Consider the following 24,397-nt stretch of genomic DNA (forward strand, 5'->3'; position numbering starts at 1 on the left):
GCCGCGGGGTGGATTCGCTCGAGAGGGAAAGCTGTGCGCAGTCGTCAGCCGAAGCAGCTGCTGCTCGCGTTCTTCGGCGAGCACGTCGTCGACGATGCGGTGGGCCCGATTCGCGCCAGCGTCCTGATCGGGGTTCTCGAAGGTGCCGGCGTCGCCGCACCGGCGACGCGGGCGACCCTCGACCGGCTGGTGCAGACCGGCATGCTCGACCGCAGCAAGAGCGGTCGGGAGATCCTGTTCTCGCTGACCGAGCACGGGGTGGCGGTGTTGCGGGAGGCCACCGAACGGGTCCGTGGTCCGCGCCCGTTCGACCCGCAGGGCACCGGCTGGACCCTCGTCACGTTCACGATCCCCGAGGGGCAGCGGACCCTGCGCCACCGGTTGCGTTCCACCCTCACCTGGGAGGGTTTCGCGCCGCTACGCGACGGGCTCTGGCTCGCACCCGGTGAGGTCGACCTCGCCGGGTCGCTGGAGCCGCTGTGCCGGGACCTTCCCCCCAAGACGGTAGTCGCCTTCCACGCCCGGGAACTCCCCGGCTTTCCGATCGCCGACAGTGTCCGCGCGGCGTGGGACATCGAGGCGATCCGGCGGGAACACCTGGCGTTCATCGAGGTGTGGGGCGAGCCGGGCGCGGCGACCCAGGCGGCGAGCGCGCTGACCGTACGCACGATGCTGGTGGCCGACTGGCTCGCGTTGCTGCGCGCGGACCCGAGGCTGCCCCGCGAGTTCATGGACGAGCAGTGGCCGGCCGGCCGGTCGACGCAGGTCTACCGGCGGATGCACCAGCGGCTGGCCGCGGCGTCCGCCGAGGAGTTCGCCGCCCTGGTCGCCGGTGGCAGCGGTGCGGTGGCCAGGAACGTGGGCGGTGTCGCGGCGAGGTCAGGCGGCGATCCGGCGCGGCGCAGCCGGACACCGCACTAGCCGGCGAACCGGTCCCGCAGGTCGGCCTTGCGCACCTTCCCCGACGCGGTCCGGGGAAGTTCGTCGACGACGATCACGTTCTTGGGCACCTTGTAGCGGGCGACCCGGCCGTCGAGGAACTGTTGCACCGTGGCCGTGTCGACGGTGGCGTCCTCCCGTACGGTCATGATCGCCCACGGCACCTCGCCCCACCGCGCGTCCGGTACGCCGATGACCGCCACCCCGGTCACCCCCTCGATCTCGCCGAGCAGGACCTCGATCTCGGCCGGGTAGATGTTCTCGCCCCCCGAGATGATCATGTCCTTGAGCCGGCCCGAGATGTAGAGGTAGCCGTCGGCGTCGAGGTATCCGAGGTCGCCGGAGCGGAACCAGCCGTCCGGGGAGAACGCCTCGGCCGTCGCCTCCGGCAGCAGGTGATAGCCGGGGAAGACGTTCGGACCGCAGATCTGGATCTCACCGATGCCGTCGTCGGCGATCGGCTCGCCGTGTTCGTCGGCGATCCGCACGCTTGTGAAGAAGTGGGGCAGGCCCACACTGCCCTGCTTGGCGCGGGTCATCGTGGGGGGCAGCGACGTCGCGCCCGGCGACGCCTCGGTCATGCCGTAGCCCTGCGAGAACGACAGGCCACGTTCCTCGTACGCGTTGAGGATCCGGGTCGGCACCGCCGAGCCGCCGCAGGTGAGCTTGCCCAACGTCGACAGGTCGGTGGTGGCCCAGTTCGGGTGGTCGGCCATCAACTGGTAGGTGGTCGGCACCCCGCTGAGCATGGTGACGCCGTGCCGCTCGATCTGGGCGAGCGCGCGTCCCGGCTCGAAGCCCTTCTCCAGCACGAGCGTGGCGCCCTTGAGGATGACCGGCAGAGCCCCCATGCCGAGGGACGCGACATGGAACAGCGGCGAGATCATCAGCGCGACGTCGGTCGACACGACGTCGTAGTCGACCACGCAGTTGAGCGCGACCCAGGTGAGGTTGCCGTGGGTCAGCACCGCACCCTTGGCCCGGCCGGTCGTGCCCGAGGTGTAGATGATCGCGGCCGGGTCGTCCAGGCCCACCTCGGCGGCGGCAGCGTCGGACATCGCGGTCGTGCTCAGCAGCCGGGTCAGTCCCGGCCGGTCGGCCGTACCCTCGCCGGTGACGACGACGCGCGGGGACGGCCCGGTGCCGATGGCGGCGACCACCCGCCCGTCGAACTCCGGATCGTGGATCAGCACCCGCGCGCCGCAGTCGGTGAGAACGTGGGCGACCTCGGGCGGTGCCAGCCGGGTGTTGACCGGAACGAAGACAGCACCCAGCCGCGCCGCGCCGAACATCACCTGGAGGAAATCCGGGCTGTTCTCGCCCAGATAGGCCACCGCGTCGCCCCTGCCGACGCCGAGACGCCGCAGCAGCGCGGCGACCCGGTCGGTGCCGTCGGCGAACTGGCGGTACGTCACGCGGTCGCCCTCGCCGTGGACGAGGGCGACCTTGTCGGGGGATTTGAGCCGGCGCTTGGCCAGCCAGGCGCCGATTCCTTGTTCGTGCATCAGCGGTCTCCCGGTGGTGGAGGATGGTGCGTCGATGCGTGACCGGTCGGCCTGCCGGTGGCCCTCAGGCGTAGAAGCGGTACAGGCCGCGGGCCACCACTGCGGGCTTGGTGCCGCCGTCGATCTCGATCGTCTGGTCGACGGCGATCTGGTAGCCACCGGCCACCTCGACGACCTCGGCGACGGTCGCGGTCATGCGTACCCGCGAGCCGACCTTGACGGGGGCCGGGAAGCGCACCTTGTCGAGGCCGTAGTTGACCTTCGTGGTGACCCCCTTGACGTCGAGCAGTTCGGTCCAGAAGGGCACCGCCAGGGAGAGCGTGAGGAAGCCGTGGGCGATGGGCGCGCCGAAGGGGCCGTTCTTCGCCCGCTCGGGGTCGACGTGGATCCACTGGTGGTCGTCGGTGGCGTCGGCGAAGAGGTTCACCTGATCCTGGGTGACCGTCCGGTAGTCGGTGTAGCCGAGGTCGGTGCCGGCGAGGTCGGCGAGCTGTTCGTAGGTGATCGTCGTCGTCATGAGCTTCCTCTCGTCGTCAGCTGGACAGGCGCAACAGCCGGACGGCGTTGTCCTTCAGGATGCCGGGGAGCACCTCGGGCTTGAGGTCGGTGCCGCGCACGTCCCGTAGCCAGCGGTCGGGGGTGAGCAGCGGGTAGTCGGTGCCGAACAGCACCCGGCGCTTGAGCAGCGAGTTGGCGTACCGCACCAGCTCGGCCGGGAAGTACTTCGGGCTCCAGCCGGACAGGTCGATCCAGGTGTTCGGCTTGTGGGTGGCCACCGACAGCGCCTCGTCCTGCCAGGGCACCGACGGGTGGGCCATGATGATCTGAAGGTCTCCGAACTCGGCCGCGACGGGATCGAGCAGCATCGGGTTCGACAGGCCGAGCCGGAAGCCGTAGCCGCCCGGCATGCCGGCACCGATGCCGGTCTGCCCGGTGTGGAACAACGCCGGCACGCCCGCCTTTTCCAGCAGCCCCCACAGCGGCGCGTACTCCTCGTGACTCGGATCGAAGCCCTGCACCGTGGGATGGAACTTGAAGCCGCGTACGCCTTCCTCCTCGATCAGCCGGCTGGCGAGGTCGAGCGCCGCCGCCCCGGTGCGCGGGTCGACGGACCCGAACGGGATCAGGACGTCGGCGTGCTCGGCCGCGGCGCGGGCGATCTCCACGCTCGACAGCGGCTGGTGCGCCAACTGGGTGCGGGCGTCCACGGTGAACACGACGGCCGCCATCTGGCGTTCCCGGTAGTACTGCGCCACCGCCTCGATCGCCGGGCGCGGTCCGTCGGCCTTGAAGTACTTCGAGACCGCCGCCACCAGGTCGTCGGGCAGCGAGTTGTGGCCGTGCTCGTCGACCTCGATGTGCACGTGCATGTCGATCGCGGTGACGGCGTCGAGGTCGATGGCGGGTTGGTACATGATGGGGAACTTTCCTCCGGCGGGTCAGGAGCCTGCGGTCTTGAACTCCTCGGGGAGTTCCGGGAACCGCTCGCCGACGCTCTGCGTCGCACCGGCGAACGTCGCCGGCCAGGCTTCGAGCAGAGCATCGTACGTCCAGCCGCCCTCGCGGTGGGCGGTCAGCGCCGCCTCCGGGTGGGTCCAGACCTGGAGCCGGTCGCCGCCCACCCCGATCACCTGACCGGTGATGCCGCCGGCCGCGTCGGAGCCCAGGAACGCGATGAGGCCGGCGACGTCGTCCGCCGTGCCGAAGCCGAGATCGTGCCGGAAGAACGCCGGCATCGGCTCACCCTTCTCGGCCGCCTGCACGGCGGCGGCGAAGTAGGGGACGGTGGCGGTCATGGCGGTCGCGGCCACCGGGACCACGGTGTTGGCGGTGATGCCGGCGCGCTTGAGCTCCAGCGCCCAGGTGCGCGTCATGCCGACGATGCCCGCCTTGGCGGCGGCGTAGTTGGTCTGGCCGAAGTTGCCGCGCTGGCCGGTGGGGGAGCCGATGCAGATGATGCGGCCACCCTCGCCCGCTGTCCGCATGTGTTGCACCGCCGCGCGCACGGTGGTGAAGGTGCCGCGCAGGTGCACGTTGATGACGGTGTCGAAGTCCTCGTCGGTCATCTTCCACAGCACGGTGTCGCGCAGCACACCGGCGTTTGTGACCAGGATGTCGAGTCGACCGAAGGTCTCGACGGCGGTGGCGACCAACTGCTCGGCGGTCTCGGTCGGGCCGACCGGAGCGACCACCGCGGCGGCCCGGCCACCGAGCGCCTGGATCGACGCGACGGCGTCGGCCGTGGTCTGGGCGTCGACGTCGTTTACCACCACGGCGGCGCCCTGCCGGGCGAGTTCCTGCGCGTACGCGAGGCCGAGACCGCGTCCGGAACCGGTGACGATGGCGACCTTGCCGTCCAGGGACATGGAGAACTCCTTCGTGTCCACCCGATCTGAGCACGGACCATTGAAAATGTCAATCATTGAGGAAACGCGCTACCATCGTCGCCATGTCCGCTAGCGGGAAGACCCGGCTGCCGGGGCGGGACGCCCTGCGGGACAGCGTGCTCGGCGGTGACCTGGTCTTTCTGTTGGCCCGCGCCAACGCCCTCACGCTCGCGGCGGCCAACGCCGCCCTCGCCGAGCACGGGCTCAAGGCGCGCTCCTACTCCGTGCTCGCGCTGGCCGCGGACGGGGCCCGCCCCACGCAGCGGGAGCTGGCCGAGTTCCTCCGCCTCGACCCGAGCCAGGTCGTCGCCCTGGTCGACGGGCTCGAACAGCGCCAGCTGGTGGAGCGCCGCACCGACCCCGCCGACCGGCGGGCAAACGTCCTCGTCGCGACCGACGCCGGCCGGGACCTTTTCGCCCGCGCCCAGCAGGCCGCCCGCGCCGTGGAGCGGGGCCTGCTGGCCCCGGTGACCCCCGAGGAGCACGAGCGGCTGGCCGGTCTGCTGCGGTTGCTCGCGTTTCCCGACTGAGCGCGGGCGGGAGGCTCGCCCGGGCGAGCCTCCCGACCAGGTGCTGCCCGTCAGAAGCGGATCCAGGTGCCGGCGAGCGGGCGCTGCCCGACGCCCGGTTTCGACCAGTCACAGACGCCGCCGGGGAAGACCGTACGCAGCCGCTGCCACTGCTCGGCGGTGAAGCGCACCCCGTACCCCGACTTGCGTAGCGGCTGAAGCTGGCACTTGAGCACCGCCGAGGTGGTCGGCCCGCCCGCCACCACTCGAGGATTGCGGTGGTACGGGTAGAGCTGGTTGCACCGGCCGGTCGGGTCGAGGGTCAGCCGCTCCACGATCCGCTCACCGTCGGGCGTGACGCAGCTGTCGGCCAGGCCGCGTGGCCGCGACAGCCGGGTGAGCGCCACGGCGTGCAGGTGCGGACGGGCCGCCGCGAGCCTGCCGCGCGCAGTCAGCCAGGCGTCCATGTCGGCGAGCGCCTGTTCCTGGATCGCCGCGCTGGCCGCGCCCGGCGGGCCGGTCACGCTGACGTGGTTGTCGGCGTTGCCGTTGGCCCGCACCAGCCGCTCCCGCATCGTCCAGGAGCGGAACCGGTCGTGGAAGTCGCCGGTGGGGTCGGTGTAGCCGCGCGTCTCGATGATCGGTGTCCAGCGCAGCCCGCCGTCGAACTGGTTGACCCGGCCGGTCGCGTACGCCCTGCTGATCGCCGCGACGTTCGCCGAGGTGCGCTGCGGCGTGCGGTTGCCCTCCACGTCCAGTCCGCCGATGCCCTCGTTGAGCCGGACGAACTGCTCCGGGCTGATGACGCCCGCCTTGAGCGTCGCCAGGCCGTACTGCACGCCGACGGTGTCCGGGATGATCGGCCGGCCGGCACCGGTCCTCGGGTCGACGCCGTAGACGTTCGAGACGAAGTCCGCCATGGCGCAGCGGATGCCCTCCGGGTTGGTGTCCGGGTGGTAGCGCCGGTCGGCGGGGATGTGGGCGGGGCAGGCGGTCGGCCAGTCCACACTGTCGAAGAACTGGTAGCCGAAGCAGGTGTTCGGGCTGCCGAAGCCGCTGACGGCGTGCTGCTGGGCCGCCGACAGCCCGGCGTCGGTGGCCGCCTGGGAGATGAACCGGCACTCGTGGCCGGAGATGGTGGTGGAGCGCTCGTCCGGGTAGCCGATGCTGCCGATGACGCCGTCCAGGATGCCGGGGTAGGCGTTCGAGATCAGCAACTGCTGCATGGTGCCGGCCGATCCGCCCCACCCCATGGTGAAGGCCGGTACGCCGAGCGTCTCGATGAAGTGTTCCTTGACCATCATGGCCGTCTCGGCGGACGTGACGTCGTTGCAGTTGTGCGCGTACACGTTGAATGTCGCGCTGGCCACCGCGTAGCCGCGGCTCAGCAACGTGTGGTCGAGGACGCCGCCGGTGCTGGTGGCCTGGGTGTGGCCGATGCCGCAGGCACCGCCGAAGGTGTAGACAAGCCGCTCGTTCCAGCCACGCGTGGTCGTCCACGGGCTCGGGGCCGGTGAGCCGGGCTGGTGCAGCATGGCGATCTCGTACACCGCCCGGTTGATGGTGCCGCGTTCGATCCGCACCACGTACGGGACGGTCCGGCCGGCCGTGGTGGTGGTGCTGGCCACGTCCGCCGGCAGCGGACCGTCGGGCAGGTCGACGAAGCTGCCGGCGGTGCTGCGGTACCGGTAGCTGACCTGCGGCTCGGCGACGTGGCAGTCCTCGTCGACCGGGCCCAGGTGCCACGGACTGCCCGAGGCGGTGCAGAACAGCGGGATGTGCGGCCCGGAGAAGACCGGGCCGGCGGCCGGATGGTTGACAAGCGTCAGGCTGGCGCCGGGGCGTCCCCAGCCCGGCCCGTGCGCGCGGACCTCGATCCGGTTGCGGCCCAGCTTCAGCCGGTCCACCAGGCCGAGCAGGGTCCGCTTGTCGCCCGCCGGCCGGAAGCGGCCGGTCACGTCCCGGCCGTCGAGGCGGACCTTCACCCGGTGCGGTGCGACGGTGCGCGGCACGGCGACCCGCACCAGGGCGTCGCCGCCGCTGACCATGTCCGCGCGACCGGAGACGACCGACACGTCGAAGCCCCGGTCGCCGCCCTTGCCGGCCCCGGGCGCGGCCCCGGCCGGTGCGGAGCTGCTGACCAGTGCGGTGGCGATGAGCGCGGTCAACGCCACCCGGAGGGGTCGGTGCCGGGTGCTCCTCCGAGATCGGTGGGTGGGCATGGCGGGACCCCTTTCAGCCGGGGACGGGCGGCTGGGCCTCCGGGGTCGAAGGCACGGAGAAAACGTAATGCGAAAACTGACCGGCAGTCAATGGAAGTGCAATGCATCGATGCCGCAAACCGGCAGGGTGCCTTGGTGACGGTCGGGCCGGAATGTCCGATATGGAGTCAGGTGCGGCGGAGTGGAGCGGTTCAGACCGGTTCGAGTCGCTGGACGAGGTCCTCGAAGCGCTTCTGGGCCAGCGGCGCCAGCGCCTCGGAGATGCTCAGGAACATCGCCCGTGCCTCGGCCCGTGGAAACGACTGAGGCAGGAACTCGGCTGGCAGGTCAGGGTCGGTGCCGACAAGCGCCCGCCAGTCGCTGACCAGCCGGGTACGGGCGACGAGCGCCTCCGCCGGCAGCACCGCACCGGCGCAGGCCCGGTCGGCCAGCTCGCGGTAGCGGTGCAGGAATTCCTGGTAACCGGCGGCCACCTCGTCGATTCGCCAGGCGGCCTCCAGCCGCGCCCTGCCGTCCGGCAGCAACTCCAGGTCCGTGGAGCGCAGGAGCACCGCGTCGGTGACCCCGAGTTCGCTGAGCTGCTCGCGTGCCTCGTGGAGCCGGTCGTGCGGCGTGACCCAGGTGGCGTCGTACAGCGGCCAGAACGTCAACCAGCGCAACCGGGCCCGGATCAGGCGTCGCTGGTTCGCGTCCTCCAACGGCACGGTGAACGCGATGAGCGTCCAACTGCCGTCCCAGGTGCTCCCGTCGGTGGTGGCGAAGATGCGTCGGGCACCGCGCTGGAGGATGTGCCAGGCCGGCTCGGTCAACCGGTAGCTGGTCCGCCGGCCCTCCTTGGTCCGGTGCAGCATCCCCCGCTGGGTCAGCCGGGCGAGCGTGGCGCGGGCGTTGGCAGGCGCGATGCCGAACTCCGCGAGGACCGCCACCAGACCCCCGGACGGCAGCGGAGCACGACCGGCGTGCCAGTGGTCGCCGAGCAGGGTCACCAGCAGACGCTGGGCGCGGGCCCGCCCGACCGCCGCCCGCTCCGACGGCGACCCCGGCGGCGACAGCTCGCCCAGACCGTCGCTCATCACGACGACGCCCCGGTGGCGATCGCGTCGGTGTGGGGCTGACCAGAGCGCATCAACACCCGGACACGTTACTGCGCCGGGTGACGGCGCGGTACTGGCCTCACCCGGCCGACCGCCGTGGCCCGTACGACGTGCCGAGCGACCGGGAGATCGTCCGGCCGGCCGCCTGGACCAGCGGGGCCAGCGCCACCGGGTCCGCCCGGTGCTGGGCGACCACCAGTGAGATCGCGGCGACCACCGCGCCCTCCGGTCCGTAGATCGGGGCGGCCACCGAGAGGGCGTCCATGGTCACCTGGCGGTCGCTTACCGCGTACCCGGTGCGGCGCACCTCGGCGAGCCCGCGCCGCAGCCGTCCGGGGTCGGTGATGGTCAGCGGGGTGTACCGCTCCAGCGGCGCGGCCAGCACCTGTTCCTGGACCTCGGCCGGTGCGTACGCGAGCAGCACCAGCCCGACGCCGGTGGCGTGCAACGCGAAGCGACCACCGACCCGGGTGAGCACCGGCACCGCGTGCCGCCCGGCGATCCGTTCGATGAAGACCAGTTCGACGTCCTGCCGGACGGCGAGCTGGACGTTCTCGTGGGTCACCTCGTACAGGTCCTCCATGGTCGGCAGCGCCAGTTCGCGCAGCCCGAGCCCCCGGGGAGCGAGGGAACCGACCTCCCACAGCCGCAACCCGATCCGATACCGCCCGTCGTCACCCCGCTCCAGCGCACCCCAGGCGACCAGCTCGGCGACCCGCCGGGACGCGGTGGGCAACGGCAGTTCGGCCCGCCGGGCCAGCTCGCTGAGGGTCAGCGCCGGGCTGGTCGGGGTGAACGCGTCGAGCAGGGCCAGCACCTTGCTGGTGACCGACCGTCCGGGCTGCGCGTCCATCCCGCCATCATGCCGACCCCCGGCCCGCCGGTCACAGCTCCAGCGTCAGCCGGGGCGTGACGGACCGGGAAACGCAGATCATCATGGTGTCGCCGACGGCCCGTTCCGCCTCGGTGAGCAGGCTGTCCCGGTGCTCCGGCACACCGTCCAGGACGGGTGTCTCGCAGGTGCCGCAGGTGCCCTCCCGGCACGAGGACAGCACCTGCACCCCGGCCGCCTCCACCGCCTCCAGGATCGACGTGCCCGGCGGTACGGTCAGGGTCCGGCCGCTGAGGGCGAGTTCGACCTCGACGGCGGCGTCCACGGCCTCGGTCGGAGCCAGCGGGGTGAAGCGCTCGACGTGCAGGGCCCCGGGGGGCCACGTCCGGCAGCGTTGCTCCACCGCCGCGATCAACGCCTCCGGCCCACAGCAGTAGACCAGCCCGTCGACCGGCCGTCCCAGCAGCTCGTCCAGGTCGAGCAGGCCGGTCTCGTCCTGCGGGTACAGGCTCACCCGGTCGCCGTACTTCTCCCGCAGCGCGTCGGCGAAGGCCATCGTGGCGCGGCTGCGTCCGCCGTACACCAGCCGCCAGTCGGCTCCGGCGGCGTCGGCGGCGGCGACCATCGGTCTGATCGGCGTGATGCCGATGCCACCGGCGACGAACAGGTAGCGCGAGGCCGTCACCAGCGGGAAGTTGTTCCGGGGTCCGCGTACCCGGACTGTCGCGCCCGGGGTGAGCCGCTCGTGCACGTGCCGCGAGCCGCCGCGTCCCTCCGGCTCCAGCTGGACCGCGACCCGCAGGGTGGCGCGGTCGGCCGGGTCGCCGCAGAGCGAGTACTGGCGTACCAGCCCTGGCCCGAGTTCCAGGTCGAGGTGCGCGCCGGGGGACCAGGCGGGCAGGTCGCCGCCGCCGGGGCGGCACAGGCTCAGGACGGCGACGCCGGTCGCCGCCCAGTCCCGGTCGGCCACCACCAGCTCCGCGCCGTCCAGGTCGTCGTCGGTCATGCCGGCACCGCCGACCGCGTCGGGGCGGGCGACACCGGCGTCCCGCTGGCGGCCTGGGGCGCTGGCGGGACCACCTCCGGCGACTGATGACCGTACGGGTGGGCGAGCAGCCACTCCCACAACTCGACCGGTTCCTCGGCGACGCGTTCGGCACCGCAGTGGCAGATTCCGCGCAGCGTGTCGGTGCCCGGCATCCAGTGGATCCGGTAGATCCGGTCGCCGGTGAGCATGCTGGCCGGCTCGGTCATCGGGGCGCCCCCACCGTCCCCGCCTCGACCATCCGCGCGATCAGCCGTCGGGCGGCGAGCCCGCCGGTGTCGATGTTGATGCTCAGCTCCTGGTACTTGTCCGGCTCGGACGCGATCACCTGCTCCAGGGTGTTCAGCGCCGTCACGTCCTGCATGACCACCGTGTGGTTGCTCTGGTGCAGGTACTCGCTCACCGACTCGTCGTCGATGGCGAAGTCCCGGGCCACCGCCCAGAAGTCGTAGGTGGTGTTCTCCGTCGACGGGGTGATGGCGTACACGATCTCGGCGTGGAAGGCGTCGCTGTCCTCGCCCTCGGCCGGCGGGTAGAGGCCCTGCGGCGCGATCCGGCTGTGCAGCAGGTACAGGCACGGCGGGTGGAACTCGATGTCCTGCCAGCGGGTGATCCGGCCCTGGATCCCTGTCGACTTGGCGTAGAACGGCGGGCACTCGGCGTCGTCCATGTGCCGGCTGACGTAGACGATGCCGCGTTCCTCGTCCACCTCGGTGGTGATCGGCGTGTTCGCCACCTCCGGCGTGCCGATGTAGCCGCCGTGCAGGTAGGTCTCGTGCGACAGGTCCATCAGGTTGTCCACCAGCAGGCTGTACCGCGCGTTCAGCGGCTCCATCCCGCGGACGACCGCGTACCGGGGGTCGTCCAGCCAGGGCGCGCGGGGAATGGTGGTCGGGTCCGCGCGGTCCCGGTCGCCGATCCACACCCAGATCAGCGAATCCTGCTCCACCACCGGGTACGCGGCGACCCGCGCGGTACGCGGGATGCGTTGCTGGCCCGGCACGAAGACGCAGGCGCCGGTCTGGTCGTAGGTGAAGCCGTGGTAGCCGCAGACGATCGTGTCGCCGTCGAGGCGGCTCTCGGAGAGCGGATAACGCCTGTGCACGCACCTGTCGGCGAGCGCCACGGCCTCCCCGGATTCGGTGCGGTAGAGGACCAGCGGCTCACCGAGCACGGTGCGGGCGAGCAGATCCCGCCCGACCTCGTTGCTGTAGGCCGTCACGTACCACTGGTTGCGGGCGAACGCCATCGTGACCCAACCTCTCTCGGGACGGGAGCGGGGTGCGGTCGGATGATCCCGTGACCCGGCCGCTGATCGGCAGCGTCTATTTCACTCAGTGAAAGGCCGTGCGGCCTTTCGCCGGTCGCCGCGACGCTGCGATGATCGGCGGCGTGACGGGGGTCGAGGAACCAGTGCGTACGGATCAGGGGGCGACACACCCCGCCGACGAGGGCGGGTTGGGGGGTCGGTTCTGGCGGCTCTGGTCCGCGTCGGCGGTGTCAAACCTGGCCGACGGGATCGTCAAGATCGCACTGCCGTTGGTGGCCGTCGGCTACACCCGCTCACCGGTGCTGGTGGCCGGCGTCGCAGCCGCGTACAGCCTGCCCTGGCTGCTGTTCGCGCTGCCGGCCGGCGCCCTCGCCGACCGGCTCGACCGGCGGCGGGTGATGCTCGCCGCCAACACCCTGCGCGCGGCGCTCATCGGCGCACTGGCGCTTGTGGCGGCCTTCGACGCCGGGTCGATCTGGCTGCTCTACCTGGTGGCGCTCGGCCTCGGCGTCGCCGAGACCCTCTACGACACCTCCGCCCAGTCGATCCTGCCGCAGGTGGTCACCCGCGACCAACTGCCCCGGGCCAACGGTCGGCTCGCCGCCGTGGAACTGGCCGCCAACCAGTTCGTCGGCCCGCCGCTCGCCGGTTTCCTGGTCGCCGCCGGAGTGGCCCTGGCACTCGCCGGGCCGGCGGTGCTGTGGGCGGTGGCCGTCGCCGCGCTGCTCCTGGTCGCCGGCCGGTTCCGGATCGAGCGCGACGAGCCGACGACGATCCGCGCCGACATCGTCGAAGGGCTGCGTTTCCTCTGGCGGCGCCGGCTGCTGCGCACCCTGGCCACGATGGTCGGGACCAGCAACTTCATCACCAGCGGCATCTTCGCCGTGCTTGTGCTCTACGCGGTCGGCCCGGACTCGGCAATCGGCCTCACCGAACCCGGGTACGGAGTCCTGCTCACCACCATCGCCGCCGGCATCGTGCTCGGCTCGGTGGCCACCGGCTGGATCGAACAGCGGCTCGGGCGGTCCCGCACCCTCGCGCTCTCCGTGCTGGCGATGGCCGCCGTCGTGGGCGTACCGGCGCTGAGCACCAACCCGTTCGTGATCGGTACGGTCTTCTTCGTCGGCGGGATCCTGCTCGCCACCTGGAACGTCATCACCATCTCGCTACGCCAGCGGATCACCCCGGACCGGCTGCTCGGCCGGGTCAACAGCGGCTACCGGATGCTGGCCTGGGGAAGCATGCCGGCCGGCGCGCTGGTCGGGGGCCTGCTGGCCGAGGCGTTCGGCCTCCGCGCGGTCTTCGCCATCCTGGGGTCGCTGACGCTGACCCTGCTGCTCGGCATGTTCGTGGTCACCGACGCCAACATCGAAGCCGCCGAACGCGACGCCGCACCGTCCGAGGTACCCGGTTGACCACGGCATTGGAGCCGTCTCGGACGATTCGTCATTGCGTCGAATCGTTCGGGCCGCGTGCGGTGGTAGGGCTAGCGTCCACGCCGTGCAGACCTATCAGATTCAGACGATCGACCCTGCGGTTCTGCCGGATCCCGGCCCGGCCTACACCCACGGCACGGTGGTCTCCGGAGCCCGCCGAACCGTGTTCGTCAGCGGTCAGGTGCCGTGGGCGGAGCAGGGCGTCGTACCTGCCGACTTCGACTCACAGTGCCGTCTGACCTGGCGTAACCTGCTGGCCGTGCTGTCCGAGGTGAGCATGGGGGTCCGGAACCTGGCCAAGGTGACCATCTACCTCTCCGACCGCAGCCACCGTGCGGCCAGTGGCCGCATCCGTCAGGAGATTCTCGGCGACCACGTCCCCGCCCTCACCATCATCATTACCGAAATCTACGCGGAGGAGTGGCTGCTGGAGATCGAGGCGATCGCGGTCGACTGATCACTCGACGTTCGTATCCAGCAGCTGCCAGCCCAGTGGCGTCACCTCGTGCCGGGCGCGTCGGGCCGAGCGAACCGTGGCCACCAGCCCGGTCCGGCGCAGCCTCGCCAGGTGCGCCGAAGCGGTTGCCGGTGACACCCGCAGCACCGCGGCGACCTCCGCAGTACCGAGTCCGGGCCGGTCGGCCAGCAACCGCAGGACCGCCGCGCGATGCGGGCCGACCGATCCGGCCAACTGCCCGTCCGGGCCCGTGCTGCGTCCCCCAGCACGCCAGAAGTCGGCAGCGGCCCGGGCGGGATAGAACAACATCGGCTGCTGCCGTTCGTTGAGCTGCCGATGGACGTCATCGAGGAACATGCTCGGCACGAGGACCAGCCCTCGGCCGTTTAGCGGGTAGTCCGCTGCCGGCGGACCGGCGAACTCCAGATACGGGTACTCCCAGCGGATCAACGGAGGGCACAGCGTGTCGAGCATCGCCGCCACGCCGCGCTGGACCGCCATTCGCGCCCGCGCCGACACGTCGGCCGAGAGCTGTGCCTGCATACGCGGCCAGTCGGCCGCGAGCACGGCGCGGTGCAGTGCCACGAACGAGCGGGCTAGGGCTCGCCGACTCTGGTGGGGATGCTGGATCAGATCGTCGACCAGCGCTGGTCTGGTGCGTAGCACGCTGGCGAAGGCGAGCGTGTCAGCTGCGACCGGTGCGGCCGGATCGCCGAGTGCGGCGGCGATTTCGTCCTGAAAGGACTCCACCGACGTCGACGGTTGTGGGGTCAGGAAATCAGGCAGGTGCCGGGGATGCGCGCCACACAGCACCAGCGCGGGTCGGGCGGCGGGCGGGAGCAATCGTGAAACAGCATGTCGCCAGGCGGCCAGAGCAGCGGGTGGCCGGGGCAATGCCAGGCTGCGGGCAGCCTTCAACGTTTCCTGAAATGGCATGATCGCGAAGCGAATCCGCCCGAGATCCGGGCCGGAGAAAACCAGCCGAGGCATGCGCCAACGGTAGCGATCCATCGCGCTGGTAGAACAGCACCAGCGCACCCGCGTCTTCGCCCCGCTGCATCCTGACGAATCGGCTTAGACCTCGGGCTGCCGAAGCGAGAGGCCGGGCCCGCCCGCAGGCACCCGTCGGGCAGCGGTTGAAGGTTTGTCGGGATCGGTCCGGCAAAACTCGGGCGGTGCCTGGTGGGTTGTGGAGTGTGCGTCGGTGGAAGCGGTCATGCTGGGACTGCGTGGCACGACGATGTGATTGAGGGGTTCTCGGGTGTCACTCTCCGGCTGGTTGGCCTGTCCGCCGTGCGCCACGTGTCTGGCACTGGGCACCGCGTACCGGCTGGGCGACCAGCGAATCAGCTACTTCCAGGACGGCTACACCGCCAACTCCGACCAGCCGGAGTTGACCCGGGCGTTGTGGAAGTTCCTGGCCGACCACGCCACGCACCCCCTGCGGGTGCTGCTGCCCGATACGCCGGGCTACGACGACCTGGACCAGTTCCGGGAAATCGGCGGCGACGAGCGCTGCGACGTTTCCTTCGCCGAGTACCTCGACGGGTGGCCCGGCTGAATCCAGGCCCACCACCGCATCGTCCGGCACGGCAACCAGTACAAACGCCGGCCGTAGTCAGTGTCCCTGTCAGTCCGGTGTACCGTCGGTGGTGGCGTGGTCGCCGGTTGTCGTGCTGGCTGCCTGCCGAATCTGATCGTTGTTCGGGAGGGATCGTTGTGCCTCGCCGAGCCATACCTGCTGACCCGTCGGTGGGTGAGCGCATCCGGGCCCGGCGCGAGTTGCGGGGCTGGAGCATCCGGTACGCCGCGAGTCGCGCGAGCATCTCGCATACGACCTGGTCACGTATCGAGCGCGGTGTGCAGCGCACCGATCGGTACATGGTGGTCGATCTGGCCGCAGCCCTGGAATGTTCGGTTTTCGACCTGACCGGCCAGCCGTACACGCCGGCTGATCGGCACCTTGATGGTGCGCGTATCGACGCCGAGCGGGTGTGGCGGGCGATGATGGCGCATCCGTTCGATGGGCCGCCGAGCGTCGGGGCTGCCACTGTGGAGCAGTTGGCTCGAGAGTCCGCGCTGGTGCGGGATCTGTACGGCCGGTGCGACTACGCCGGGGCCCTGCGTCGGCTGACGGATCTCGTGCCGGCCCTGCACGGCGTGACTGATCAGCGGTCGGCGTACCGGTTGATGGTGCCGGTGTACGGGGTGGCAATGGGTTCGTTGCTGAACGTCGGCTACTCGGCCCACGCCTGGTTGGCGGCGGAGCGTTCGGCCGAGGCTGCGCACCTGCTTGATGATCCGGTTGCGGCGGGGGTGGCGGCGGCGAATCGGGCGCGGGTGTCGGCATACACCGGCGCGTACGGCCCGGCCCGGGCGTACTGCGATCGGGCCGGAGCGGACCTGGAAGGCAGCGGCGCAGACACCGCGTTGGATGTGCTCGGGTTCCTGCACCTCGCCCGCGCGCATCACCTCGCCGGCATGAAAGATCAGGCCGCCGCCGAGGATCACCTCGACGAGGCGGCGCGGATCGCCGCGCACACCGGGGAGACAACGAGCTGGGACCTGTTGTGGGGACCGAGCAACGCGGCGTTGTGGCGGATGGCCTACCTGCTCGACACCCGACGTCCGCAAGAGGCGTTACAGGCGGCTGCCCAGGTGGCGGTCGGGGATTTGCCGGCGGTGCGGCAGGTGTACTACTGGCTGGACATGGCCCGCGCGATGGTGGCGGCTGATCGGGAGCGAGACGCGGTGCGGATGCTGCTGGCAGCCGAGCGGGTCGGTGCCCAGCACACCCGGTCATCGACGGCGGCGCGAGAAATCGCCCGCGGACTGCTGCGCCGCGGGCTTGTCTCCACCGAACTGCGGGGCCTGTGCGAACGAATGGGAGTCACCGGCCAGTAGTGGTGCGTAGGTGTGCCATCACGCACCGTGCCGTCCATAGCGTTCCGATCAGGACACGACGGCAGAAGTACCCGCTGCGTCGACTGTGTCCGTCGGGTGGCGGCGTCAACCCGAGTGCATCTCGACGGGAATGAGGACGGCAGCGTTCCACCCCGTCGGTCGGGATACTGGCCGGATGGTGGAGGAGCAGGGCATCGGGTCGACGCGGTGGACGATCCACGGTGAGCGGGTGGTAGACGGTAGCCGGCGGGCGCGGCTGAGTGTCGCTGATGTGGAGTTGCCGGACGGGGTTCGTTTCGAGCAGTACGTAATTCGGGCGCCTCGGTCGGCGATGGTTGCGGTGCTTGACGGTCGGGAGCGGCTGTTGCTGATGCGGCGGCATCGGTTCGTGTTTGATCGGTGGGTGTGGGAGCTGCCCGGTGGCTACGTCGATGAGGGGGAGGACCCGGCGGCGTGTGCGGTCCGGGAGGTTGAGGAGGAGACCGGTTGGCGTCCGGGTGCGGTGGAGCCGCTGCTGTCGTTCCAGCCGTGGGTGGCGACTGCGGATGCGGAGAACCTGCTGTTTCTCGCTCGGGACGCGGAGCACATCGGTGCTCCGGTGGACGTGAACGAGGTAGAGCGGGTGGCTTGGATTCCGCTGGAGGAGGCCCGGCACCTCATCTCTCAGGGTGAGATCGTGGGTGCCGGTACGGTCATTGCGGTTTTGGAACTGGTCGCGCGTAAGGCTCACGGCGAGTTGTAGTCAGCGGCGCTGTTTGAGAGCAGCGTCGATGCGGTTGATGAGGTGACGGGCTGTCGGTCGGCGGCGGTATGGCAAGAGGTTCGTTTGCAGGTCACGTACGTAGCGGACGGCGCGGGCGGACTTCAGTTGCGTGGTCAGGGCGAGGGCTTGCCCGCCGATGACGCTGGCGCGGTCGGGTTCGCCGTGGCGGGCTTGGATGGTGGCCAGGAGTGCGAGGTTGAAGGCTTTGCCGCGTACGTAGCGTTCGTCCATGCGTAGGGATCGGGTGGCGAAGCGTTCGGCTTGGCGGTGTTGGCCGAGTGCGGTGAAGCAGTGGCCGAACTTGGCTGACAGGTATGCCTCGTCGAAGTAGCCGAGCCACTGCGGGTCGCCGCTGCGGTCGGCTCGGTCGAGGGCTTGTTCCGCCTGGTGTAGTGCGGTGGCACAGGCGACCGAGTCGCGGGCGGCGGCGTGGGCGTGGGCTTCCATGACCAGCGCTTCGGCGGCCAGCACGGTGATTCCGGCGCGGTGTGCGGTGTGTCGGGCTGCGCGGGCGAGGTCGACGCCGGTGGCGGTGTGGCCGAGGTAGGTGGCCTGGTGGCTCATGGCGGCGAGGATTTCGGCACCCAGGCCGGGATCGTCGGCGGTGCGGGCCAGGTCGAGGGCATGGGTGAGGTATCGCTGGGCGAGGCCGTGTTCGGCCATGTCGTACGCCTGCCAGCCGGCGAGCTGCGTCAACTCCGCGACGGCGGTGAGCAGCTTGCGGCCGATCTGCGGGTCGTATCGGCCCTGGGTCAGCAGAGGCGTGACCTCCTGATGGAGGTAACGGGTGACGTTGTCGCGGGCGTGGCCGCCGCCGTACTGGTTGTCGAGTCGCCGGTAGGTGGCGGTCATCTCGCGGATGGTGTCGATGTCAGGCTGGCCGACCGTTTGGCGGCCCTCCTGCGCGACGGTTTGCGGGCTGGTGGCGGTGAACCAACGCAGCGCGGGCAAGGTGTACGCGGCGGAGCTGAACACAATCTGACGGAGTACTTCTCGACGGTTCACGTCGCCTTCCCATAGCTGCACGGCAGCGCGCACATCCTCACGCCAGGAGCGGTTGGCCGGCACATCACTTTGCCGGCCGTCCCGACGATCGGCCATGTCAGGGCGACATGACCGCTGGCCCGGCGCGAGGCCGAGCGTCATCCGTGACTCGTCGGGCATACCGCAGCCGTCGGCAATCCGCTCCAACACTTCGATCGACGTCACCTTCCGGCCGGCGATGATCCGACTGACGTAACCCTGCTCCAGGCCAACGGCGGCACCGATGCGGGTTTGGCTCGCGCCCGTGTGCCTGGCGAGCAGCCGGAACAACGCACCAACATCGCGTGCAGCCAGTGCCGCACGTATGTCCTCGCGTGACCAGAGGTCATCAGGAATCCGAAGTTGGTCGAGCAGCACAGCGGCTCCCAGCGTCGTGAGTCGACTACTCATGGTGCTCAACGTGGAGCCTATGGTCGTTCTCCGGGCTGGTCGAGGCAGCCCATGTCACCGTGACATGACCAGCCGACATGGCCGCCGCAGCTAGTCCGGCGGAATCGTCTCGCACATGAACTTCGACGCCGACCACGCGCCGGGCCTGGTGTGGGCAGGCACCCTCTACGGCCCAGAAGCTCTCACCCGGTCCGCCCTCGTGACGCTGAGCGAGGGGGCGGGACTGTGACCCTCCGATCGCACCTGTATGGGCTGATGCGATGGCTGCTGCGGCGTCCTGAACCGCCACCACCGCCGGGGACCGGACAGCGGTACCAGAATGTCGAGCAGGCGGCAGCGCAGCAACGGCTACTCGATCATGCGGCACGCCTGCGGCCCGACGGCAGCCCTGAGTCGGCGTTGGAGACGCCCGGCAAGCCAGCCAGCAGGCCTGAGCCAGGGAAAGTTCGGTGAGCCGAGCGATGGCGGATTCATCCAGCCGGTCAACTTCCAGCAGCCGGCGCGTCTCGTACGACGAGTACCTGTCGGCTACCGCGTTGACTTCGCCCGACGGCATCGGCCGGTCTGGTCCTGGCAGCGCTGGCGGCGCGTCTGTCGTTGCGGAGCCGATCTGCCGTGTCGTGCCCGGCACCGCATCCCCATCAACCGTGGTCACTGGCCACAGGAAGGCGAGTAGTAGTGATCGGCGGTCCGGAGCGAACGATCCTCGCGGTGCATGTTCGAGGGCTCGACGGCATGTGCGTTGGCTGCCGGATGTGGTGGTCGCGGCTGGCACCGTACCCCTGCTGGCAGGTGGACTGGGCGACCAGCCGGCAGGCCCACGCGAGCGTCGCGCGGTTCCTGGGGGGAGTGCGGTGACCACCCACGGTCCGGTCCTGCCGATCTGGAGCTGCGGCGGCTGTGACCTGCCATGGCCTTGTCCGACGCGGCGACGCGAGTTGCGCGCGGAGTACGCGGACGCGCCGGTGTCGCTGGCCCTCTACCTCGGTGGCTATCTCGTCCAGGCGGCCGAGGACATGCCCTGGGCGCCTGCTGGTGCGCTGCACCGCCGCTTCGTCGGGTGGACCAGACAACCGCCGGACGCACCGCAGCGAATGACAGCAGCCGTGCCGGCCGAATCGGGCCGAGACGAGCCCCGGTAGGCCGGGTGACCTCGGACGGATCCTGAGCGGCCCGCTTGCCGAGGGCGCACACCGCAGAGGGCGGAAGCGGTTTGGTGCGGGGGCTCCGAGGGCGTTTCGTTCAGGCTGACCGAATCGGTGCGCGGCACAGACGGACCTTGGTGAATCGACCTCTATCAAATTCCAGTCGTGCTCCGTCGCAGTGACCAAAGGGCGCACCCCACGACGAGTGGTCGTGATGGGGAAGGCAGCTCACCAGTGTCGGTTCGATGCAACCGCCATGGGAAACCACGAGCGCGCCACTGCCTTCGGGCACAGCCATGATCGCTTCGGTCCAGATTTCCCGGTGAACTTGGGCCACTGCCGCTAGCCCGCCGCCACGTTCGATGAGCTCTGCGTAGGTGACATAGGGCTGCGGCCAGGTCCACTGGTCGTGGTGGCCAACCTCGTCCGGCACGTATCCGGAGGGCATGTCGATGGCGTCATCGACGGCGTAGCCCAAGGCAAGGGCGGTCTCAATGGCTCGCGGCGATGTACTGGTCAGGACGTAGGTAAAGGTGCCGAGTTTCGATCCGACGAGGCGAGCGAGGGCGACACCATCCGCAGACAGGTGCGAACCCCGCCCCCGACCGGACCCTTTCTTGGTCAGGGAATGCCGTCGAATCTCCAGCCATCGCACGGCGTCAAATCTATGCGCTCTGCCTGGTCGCTGATGCCCCTCACCAACGGCGGATCTCCTCGTGGGCCCGGCCGGATGCCGACGGAAGGTCGCCAGCAGGCCGAGGCCGGGCGACGCGGCCTGCCTGCGGGCAGCCCTGACGAGCGAAGAGATCAATTCGGCGGGTGATCGGGCTGACACCGCGAACCTTCGTGGCCAGAGCACTGGCTACGTCGCCGTCGTGTTGTATCGGTCGAGTGTTGCCTTGGATGTCGAGGCGTCGCGGAAGATGAGTTCCCACGGGCCGGTGTTGACGTCCATGTTCTTGCCGAACCCGACCCACTTTCCGGCCATCCGTCGCCCCGTCGGCTCGGCCAGAAGTTGGATCGCACCGTGATAGCGGGCACCCCGGTAGTAGCCGGCCGGGTCGGTCTGCTCCACCCAGGTGCCGGTGATGACGGACCCGTCCACGGTCAGGTCCATGGAGAGAGACGAGGCTGCCGAGCCGGGCAGGCTACGTGCGGTCAGCCGGTCGCCGTGCTGGAGGACTACGACGAAGTGCTGTCCGGCGAAGGAGTCTCCCCGGCCGCTGGAGTAGTACTGGTAGCGGCTGAGCCAGACCCCCTCGTATGACTGGTGAACCGTGGTCGGCCTTGGCGTCGGCGTGGCCAGGCTGGACATGGGGGATGTCAGGTCGTGGCCGCCGTGCGCATCATCTGTGATCTGTCCACCGGGAACAGAGGCGAAGCCCAACAGCGAGATGGGTAGTCCGGTGACGACCTCCAGCGCGCGGGCGTAGACGGGTCTGGGGGCGGCGATCACGCCGGACTCCCATCGTTGGACGAGCCTCTTGTTGGCGTCGTTGGGCTCGCCGACGCGATGGCCGGCGGCCTGGAGCGCGCGGGCGAAGTCGTCCTGGCTCATCCGCATTCCGATGCGGATGGCTCGCAGGGCGGTGTTGGGGGCATTCATGACCGACACGATAGCGCTATGTCGTCTTTATGTCGCCACCAATGTGGCCTGATTGTCGGGCTTTGTGCCGTCGCGCTCGGTGACATCAGGACGTCACTGTGGACCCGCGACGGCAGACTTGCCGCCGCGCGTCTGCCGACGGAGGTGGGGATGCAGGGTGACGGCGACGAGCCAGGGGTGAGCCGGGGCGAGCAGATCCAGGCAGTTGAGCGGGAAGCGGCCAAGCGGCGGCTTCTCGCCGAGGCTGAGGCGGAGCGGATCCCGGCGGAGGAGATCACCCGGGCGATACCGGACCGGCGGTGGCGTCGTGGACAGCGTTGAGCTGTTGCCGGTCGGGCGGCGGGTGGCGTACTGGCGGGGGCGGCGGAAGCTGTCGCAGCAGATGTTCGCCGACCGGCTCGGCAAGTCGAAGAGCTGGGTCGACAAGGTTGAGCGGGGAGTCCGATCGTTGGACAGGCTCTCCACTCTCCAGGAGATTGCCCGGGTGCTGCGTATCGACATCGCCGTCTTGGTCGGGGGGAACACCGAGCCGGCCGAGGTGACACATCGCGCCGAGGGCGTCGAATCGATCAGGACTGCGCTGTCCCGGTACGAGATTCCGCTGGGCATGCCGGCGGGCCTGCGGCCGGTGTTGCCGGTGGACCGGATGCTGCGGGAGGTGGGGCACGCGTGGACGACCTTTCAGTACGCCCGCTACCAGCAGGTGATCGACATGGCACCGGACCTGCTCACCAATGCACAGCGCACCTACTCCCAAGCCCCGGTCACGGGTAGAACCCCGCTGGTGGAGGCGTACCGGATCACGGCCGCCCTGCTGGTCAAGCTCGGCGACGCCGAGCTGGCGTGGATGGCCACTGACCGGGCGATGCTCGCCGCCACCGGGGACCGGGAACTGGTGGCAGCCGCAGCCGTCCAACTCGGTCAGGTGCTGCGGATGTCAGGGCGTACGCGGGAGGCGAAGTCGGTGATGCTCGCCGCCGCGTACCGGATCGCCTCACCCGTGATCGAGAGCGGTGCACCGGCGGAGCTGTCCCTGTGCGGAACGCTGCTCATCCAGGCCGCGCTGGCAGCCGCACAGCACGGAAACGAGCCGGCTGCCACCGAGCTGATCGACGAGGCCGCCAGCATGGCCGAACGGGTCGGCGACGGGCACGACCATCACCACACCGGGTTCGGACCCACAGCCGTCGCCCTGGCCCGTACCGCAGCAGCCGTCGAGTCCGGCGACGCCCGTGCTGCGATCGCCTGGCACGAGAAGGCCTCCAGGCGGCCCGGATGGCGGTGGCTACCCCCCGAACATCGCGCTGCGCACCTGCTCGATGTCGCCCGTGCCTACCTCCACGCCGACGATGCGACCACCGCCGCACGGGTGCTTGTCGAAGCCGAGCGCACCGCACCGGCAGAGATCCGAGACCGGCCCGCGGGCCGGGAGCTACTCACCGAGATCGCCCGTGACGCGTGCGCCCCGAGCACGATCACGCAGCTCGCCGTTGCCCTCGGGGTGGGCTGACCAGTGACGGCACCATTCCTGTCTCTCGCCCAGCCCGCAACCGACTGATCCTCATCGCAGGGCCGACGGTGGGACAGGGTTGAGACTTGGGGATTGCGGCTCCGACGGGGCCAGACGACTCCAGGTCGAGTTGCCGAACGGCTGCTCCACCGAGGTGTGGGGTCGACGGCCGACGGGTTGGCGGCGCGCTGGTGAGCGCGATGACCGGAGGTGGGACAGCCGCCGTACATTTCGGGCTATGCGTTGGGCGACCCGCTCCGCCGGTGCCTAAGGACGAGATCGGCTACCACAACAGGGATTACCGCCACCGCACCAACCAGGACCTTAAGACCGACGGACGCGTCCCAGGCGAAGCCCAAGACCACGAGGGCGAGCAGGATTAGGAAGTAGGCGACCTTCAGGTAGCGCGGCATGACCGTCACCGTAGCGCGGCGAAGTGCACTGACCGCAGAACCGCCCTCGATCGCGATAGTCTTCCGTCGGCATTTGTCGTCTCTGCGGAGCCGTTTCCCCGATGCCACGTCTGACGCGATAATGCGCAGCACGTGACCCTGGGGAGGTGGCGATCGCCCGTGCCTACTCACGAACGCCGCAGGCGTCTGCGCCAGGTGATCAAGCAGGCGCTGACGCCCAAGAATGCGGAGGATCGCACCACACCACCAGCGCGGACGCGACCCGGGGGCATCGACGTAGAGACCGCCCGCAAGATGCTGTTGATCGACTTCGAGCAGGCGTTCATCCTGCACAACGACTACAAGGACGCCGAAAGGGATCTCTATAAGCTCAGTCTCCGTATCCTGGCTTTTCCGGTTCTGGTCGCTGGTGCCCTGGTGTCCGCTAAATTGATCTCCTCGGTGGGGCAGGTCGGCACGGTGCTGCGGCTACCGATCATCTATGCGGCGGCGGTGATCGCTGGAGTGTTGAACACGATCGTCCTGCGGGCCTATGTCGTCACCGATCGGGTGCAGACCGAAGCGAAACACCAGGTCAACCGGCTGCGAAGCCTCTACCTGCACGCGCTTGCTGCCGAGTTTCCCGAAGGATGGAAACCGGTGTGGGGGTCGACCAACCCATACCTGGAGAGTCGGCGCAAGCTGAAGGCCGCAGCACTTACTTCAGTGGTGATCGGATCGCTCAACGCCGCGTACGTCGCTGTCGGTGCCGACCGTCTCATCACGTATGGAACAGACATCTCCTGGACGCCCCTGCTGTCCGCGGCGTTCGCGCTGATCTACTTCCTCTTACAGATGGAGTTCACGTGGGAGGTACTCCAGAGGGTGCAACGAAAACGGTCAGTGGGAGCGGGCGGGTGAGGCGTTTCTCTACGGGTGCTGACCCC

The 24,397-nt window shown here is 69.9% G+C and carries 25 protein-coding genes and 1 pseudogene; 12 read left to right on the plus strand and 14 right to left on the minus strand.

Annotation, left to right across the window (positions count from 1 at the left end; all coding sequences use genetic code 11):
* Positions 1-33 precede the first annotated feature (33 nt).
* Complete coding sequence (locus ACFY2A_RS11695) at positions 34-921, plus strand: PaaX family transcriptional regulator C-terminal domain-containing protein (protein ID WP_387170900.1); 888 nt, start codon at positions 34-36, stop codon at positions 919-921.
* Here the strand turns inward: ACFY2A_RS11695 and ACFY2A_RS11700 are convergent.
* The 4 genes from ACFY2A_RS11700 to ACFY2A_RS11715 all read right to left on the minus strand — a co-directional run bounded on the left by ACFY2A_RS11700 (position 918) and on the right by ACFY2A_RS11715 (position 4,810).
* Positions 918-2,444 carry a long-chain fatty acid--CoA ligase gene (locus ACFY2A_RS11700; protein ID WP_387170902.1) on the minus strand — a complete coding sequence of 509 codons (1,527 nt, stop codon included), beginning with the start codon at positions 2,442-2,444 and terminating at the stop codon, positions 918-920. The genes ACFY2A_RS11695 and ACFY2A_RS11700 overlap by 4 nt on opposite strands.
* Positions 2,445-2,508: 64 nt before the next feature.
* Positions 2,509-2,961 (minus strand): MaoC family dehydratase, encoded by a 453-nt coding sequence (locus ACFY2A_RS11705; RefSeq protein ID WP_093402242.1) that lies wholly within the window; start codon positions 2,959-2,961, stop codon positions 2,509-2,511.
* A gap of 16 nt (positions 2,962-2,977) precedes the next feature.
* Positions 2,978-3,859, minus strand: coding sequence for an amidohydrolase family protein (locus ACFY2A_RS11710; protein ID WP_387170904.1), 882 nt, complete (start codon positions 3,857-3,859; stop codon positions 2,978-2,980).
* Positions 3,860-3,883: 24 nt separating this feature from the next.
* Positions 3,884-4,810, minus strand: coding sequence for an SDR family oxidoreductase (locus tag ACFY2A_RS11715; RefSeq protein ID WP_387170905.1), 927 nt, complete (start codon positions 4,808-4,810; stop codon positions 3,884-3,886).
* Positions 4,811-4,893: 83 nt separating this feature from the next.
* Here ACFY2A_RS11715 and ACFY2A_RS11720 point away from each other — a divergent pair, with 83 nt between their 5' ends.
* On the plus strand, positions 4,894-5,361 hold the full coding sequence (locus ACFY2A_RS11720; protein ID WP_363920432.1) for a MarR family winged helix-turn-helix transcriptional regulator: 468 nt from the start codon (positions 4,894-4,896) through the stop codon (positions 5,359-5,361).
* Positions 5,362-5,411: 50 nt separating this feature from the next.
* Here the strand turns inward: ACFY2A_RS11720 and ACFY2A_RS11725 are convergent, their stop codons facing one another.
* The 6 genes from ACFY2A_RS11725 to ACFY2A_RS11750 form a co-directional block, all read right to left on the minus strand.
* Entirely contained in the window at positions 5,412-7,562 is a 2,151-nt protein-coding gene (locus ACFY2A_RS11725; protein WP_387170907.1) for a DUF6351 family protein, read from the minus strand.
* A 191-nt stretch (positions 7,563-7,753) separates the two neighbouring features.
* Entirely contained in the window at positions 7,754-8,635 is an 882-nt protein-coding gene (locus ACFY2A_RS11730; RefSeq protein WP_387170909.1) for a PaaX family transcriptional regulator C-terminal domain-containing protein, read from the minus strand.
* A gap of 100 nt (positions 8,636-8,735) precedes the next feature.
* Entirely contained in the window at positions 8,736-9,509 is a 774-nt protein-coding gene (locus ACFY2A_RS11735; protein WP_387170911.1) for an IclR family transcriptional regulator, read from the minus strand.
* Between the two features lie 31 nt (positions 9,510-9,540).
* Positions 9,541-10,494 carry a PDR/VanB family oxidoreductase gene (locus tag ACFY2A_RS11740; RefSeq protein WP_387170913.1) on the minus strand — a complete coding sequence of 318 codons (954 nt, stop codon included), beginning with the start codon at positions 10,492-10,494 and terminating at the stop codon, positions 9,541-9,543.
* On the minus strand, positions 10,491-10,742 hold the full coding sequence (locus ACFY2A_RS11745) for a hypothetical protein (RefSeq protein ID WP_363920443.1): 252 nt from the start codon (positions 10,740-10,742) through the stop codon (positions 10,491-10,493). Before ACFY2A_RS11745 ends, ACFY2A_RS11740 begins: the two co-directional genes overlap by 4 nt.
* Positions 10,739-11,782, minus strand: a complete 1,044-nt coding sequence (locus tag ACFY2A_RS11750; RefSeq protein ID WP_387170916.1) for a Rieske 2Fe-2S domain-containing protein — start codon at positions 11,780-11,782, stop codon at positions 10,739-10,741. The genes ACFY2A_RS11745 and ACFY2A_RS11750 overlap by 4 nt, the downstream gene beginning before the upstream one ends.
* A gap of 143 nt (positions 11,783-11,925) precedes the next feature.
* Here ACFY2A_RS11750 and ACFY2A_RS11755 point away from each other — a divergent pair, with 143 nt between their 5' ends.
* Both ACFY2A_RS11755 and ACFY2A_RS11760 read left to right on the plus strand, forming a co-directional pair.
* Positions 11,926-13,218, plus strand: coding sequence for an MFS transporter (locus ACFY2A_RS11755; protein ID WP_387170918.1), 1,293 nt, complete (start codon positions 11,926-11,928; stop codon positions 13,216-13,218).
* An 85-nt stretch (positions 13,219-13,303) separates the two neighbouring features.
* The gene (locus tag ACFY2A_RS11760) at positions 13,304-13,696 is read left to right on the plus strand and encodes a RidA family protein (protein WP_387170920.1); all 393 of its coding nucleotides are present in this window, start codon (positions 13,304-13,306) and stop codon (positions 13,694-13,696) included.
* Here ACFY2A_RS11760 and ACFY2A_RS11765 read toward each other — a convergent pair whose 3' ends face one another.
* On the minus strand, positions 13,697-14,446 hold the full coding sequence (locus tag ACFY2A_RS11765) for an ArsR/SmtB family transcription factor (protein WP_387170922.1): 750 nt from the start codon (positions 14,444-14,446) through the stop codon (positions 13,697-13,699).
* 511 nt (positions 14,447-14,957) lie between these two features.
* Here ACFY2A_RS11765 and ACFY2A_RS11770 point away from each other — a divergent pair.
* The 3 genes from ACFY2A_RS11770 to ACFY2A_RS11780 all read left to right on the plus strand — a co-directional run bounded on the left by ACFY2A_RS11770 (position 14,958) and on the right by ACFY2A_RS11780 (position 17,342).
* A complete protein-coding gene (locus tag ACFY2A_RS11770) occupies positions 14,958-15,257 on the plus strand; it encodes a hypothetical protein (RefSeq protein ID WP_387170924.1) in 300 nt (99 codons plus the stop codon).
* 191 nt (positions 15,258-15,448) lie between these two features.
* Entirely contained in the window at positions 15,449-16,600 is a 1,152-nt protein-coding gene (locus ACFY2A_RS11775) for a helix-turn-helix domain-containing protein (RefSeq protein WP_387170926.1), read from the plus strand.
* Positions 16,601-16,775: 175 nt separating this feature from the next.
* Entirely contained in the window at positions 16,776-17,342 is a 567-nt protein-coding gene (locus ACFY2A_RS11780; RefSeq protein WP_387170928.1) for an NUDIX hydrolase, read from the plus strand.
* On the opposite strand, the gene ACFY2A_RS11785 is transcribed toward ACFY2A_RS11780, so the two are convergent.
* Complete coding sequence (locus ACFY2A_RS11785; protein WP_387170930.1) at positions 17,343-18,764, minus strand: helix-turn-helix domain-containing protein; 1,422 nt, start codon at positions 18,762-18,764, stop codon at positions 17,343-17,345.
* A 505-nt stretch (positions 18,765-19,269) separates the two neighbouring features.
* On the opposite strand from ACFY2A_RS11785, the pseudogene ACFY2A_RS11790 reads away from it, so the two are divergent.
* Positions 19,270-19,655, plus strand: a pseudogene (locus ACFY2A_RS11790) (hypothetical protein).
* Entirely contained in the window at positions 19,652-19,939 is a 288-nt protein-coding gene (locus ACFY2A_RS11795) for a hypothetical protein (RefSeq protein ID WP_387170932.1), read from the plus strand. The pseudogene ACFY2A_RS11790 and the gene ACFY2A_RS11795 overlap by 4 nt, the downstream one beginning before the upstream one ends.
* Before the next feature lie 100 nt (positions 19,940-20,039).
* Here the strand turns inward: ACFY2A_RS11795 and ACFY2A_RS11800 are convergent, their stop codons facing one another.
* Together ACFY2A_RS11800 and ACFY2A_RS11805 are read right to left on the minus strand one after the other, a co-directional pair.
* Positions 20,040-20,597 (minus strand): histidine phosphatase family protein, encoded by a 558-nt coding sequence (locus ACFY2A_RS11800; protein WP_387170934.1) that lies wholly within the window; start codon positions 20,595-20,597, stop codon positions 20,040-20,042.
* 207 nt (positions 20,598-20,804) lie between these two features.
* Positions 20,805-21,548, minus strand: a complete 744-nt coding sequence (locus ACFY2A_RS11805; RefSeq protein WP_387170936.1) for a helix-turn-helix domain-containing protein — start codon at positions 21,546-21,548, stop codon at positions 20,805-20,807.
* Positions 21,549-21,698: 150 nt separating this feature from the next.
* On the opposite strand from ACFY2A_RS11805, the gene ACFY2A_RS11810 reads away from it, so the two are divergent.
* The 3 genes from ACFY2A_RS11810 (at position 21,699) to ACFY2A_RS11820 (ending at position 24,371) form a co-directional block, all read left to right on the plus strand.
* Positions 21,699-21,869: a hypothetical protein gene (locus ACFY2A_RS11810; RefSeq protein WP_387170938.1), complete on the plus strand. Its 171-nt coding sequence runs from the start codon at positions 21,699-21,701 to the stop codon at positions 21,867-21,869.
* The gene (locus ACFY2A_RS11815; RefSeq protein ID WP_387170940.1) at positions 21,856-23,058 is read left to right on the plus strand and encodes a helix-turn-helix domain-containing protein; all 1,203 of its coding nucleotides are present in this window, start codon (positions 21,856-21,858) and stop codon (positions 23,056-23,058) included. Before ACFY2A_RS11810 ends, ACFY2A_RS11815 begins: the two co-directional genes overlap by 14 nt.
* Before the next feature lie 608 nt (positions 23,059-23,666).
* Complete coding sequence (locus ACFY2A_RS11820) at positions 23,667-24,371, plus strand: hypothetical protein (RefSeq protein ID WP_387170942.1); 705 nt, start codon at positions 23,667-23,669, stop codon at positions 24,369-24,371.
* Positions 24,372-24,397: the final 26 nt, after the last annotated feature.

It is taken from the genome of Micromonospora sp. NPDC000442, assembly GCF_042898635.1.
Classification (GTDB): Bacteria; Actinomycetota; Actinomycetes; order Mycobacteriales; family Micromonosporaceae; genus Micromonospora.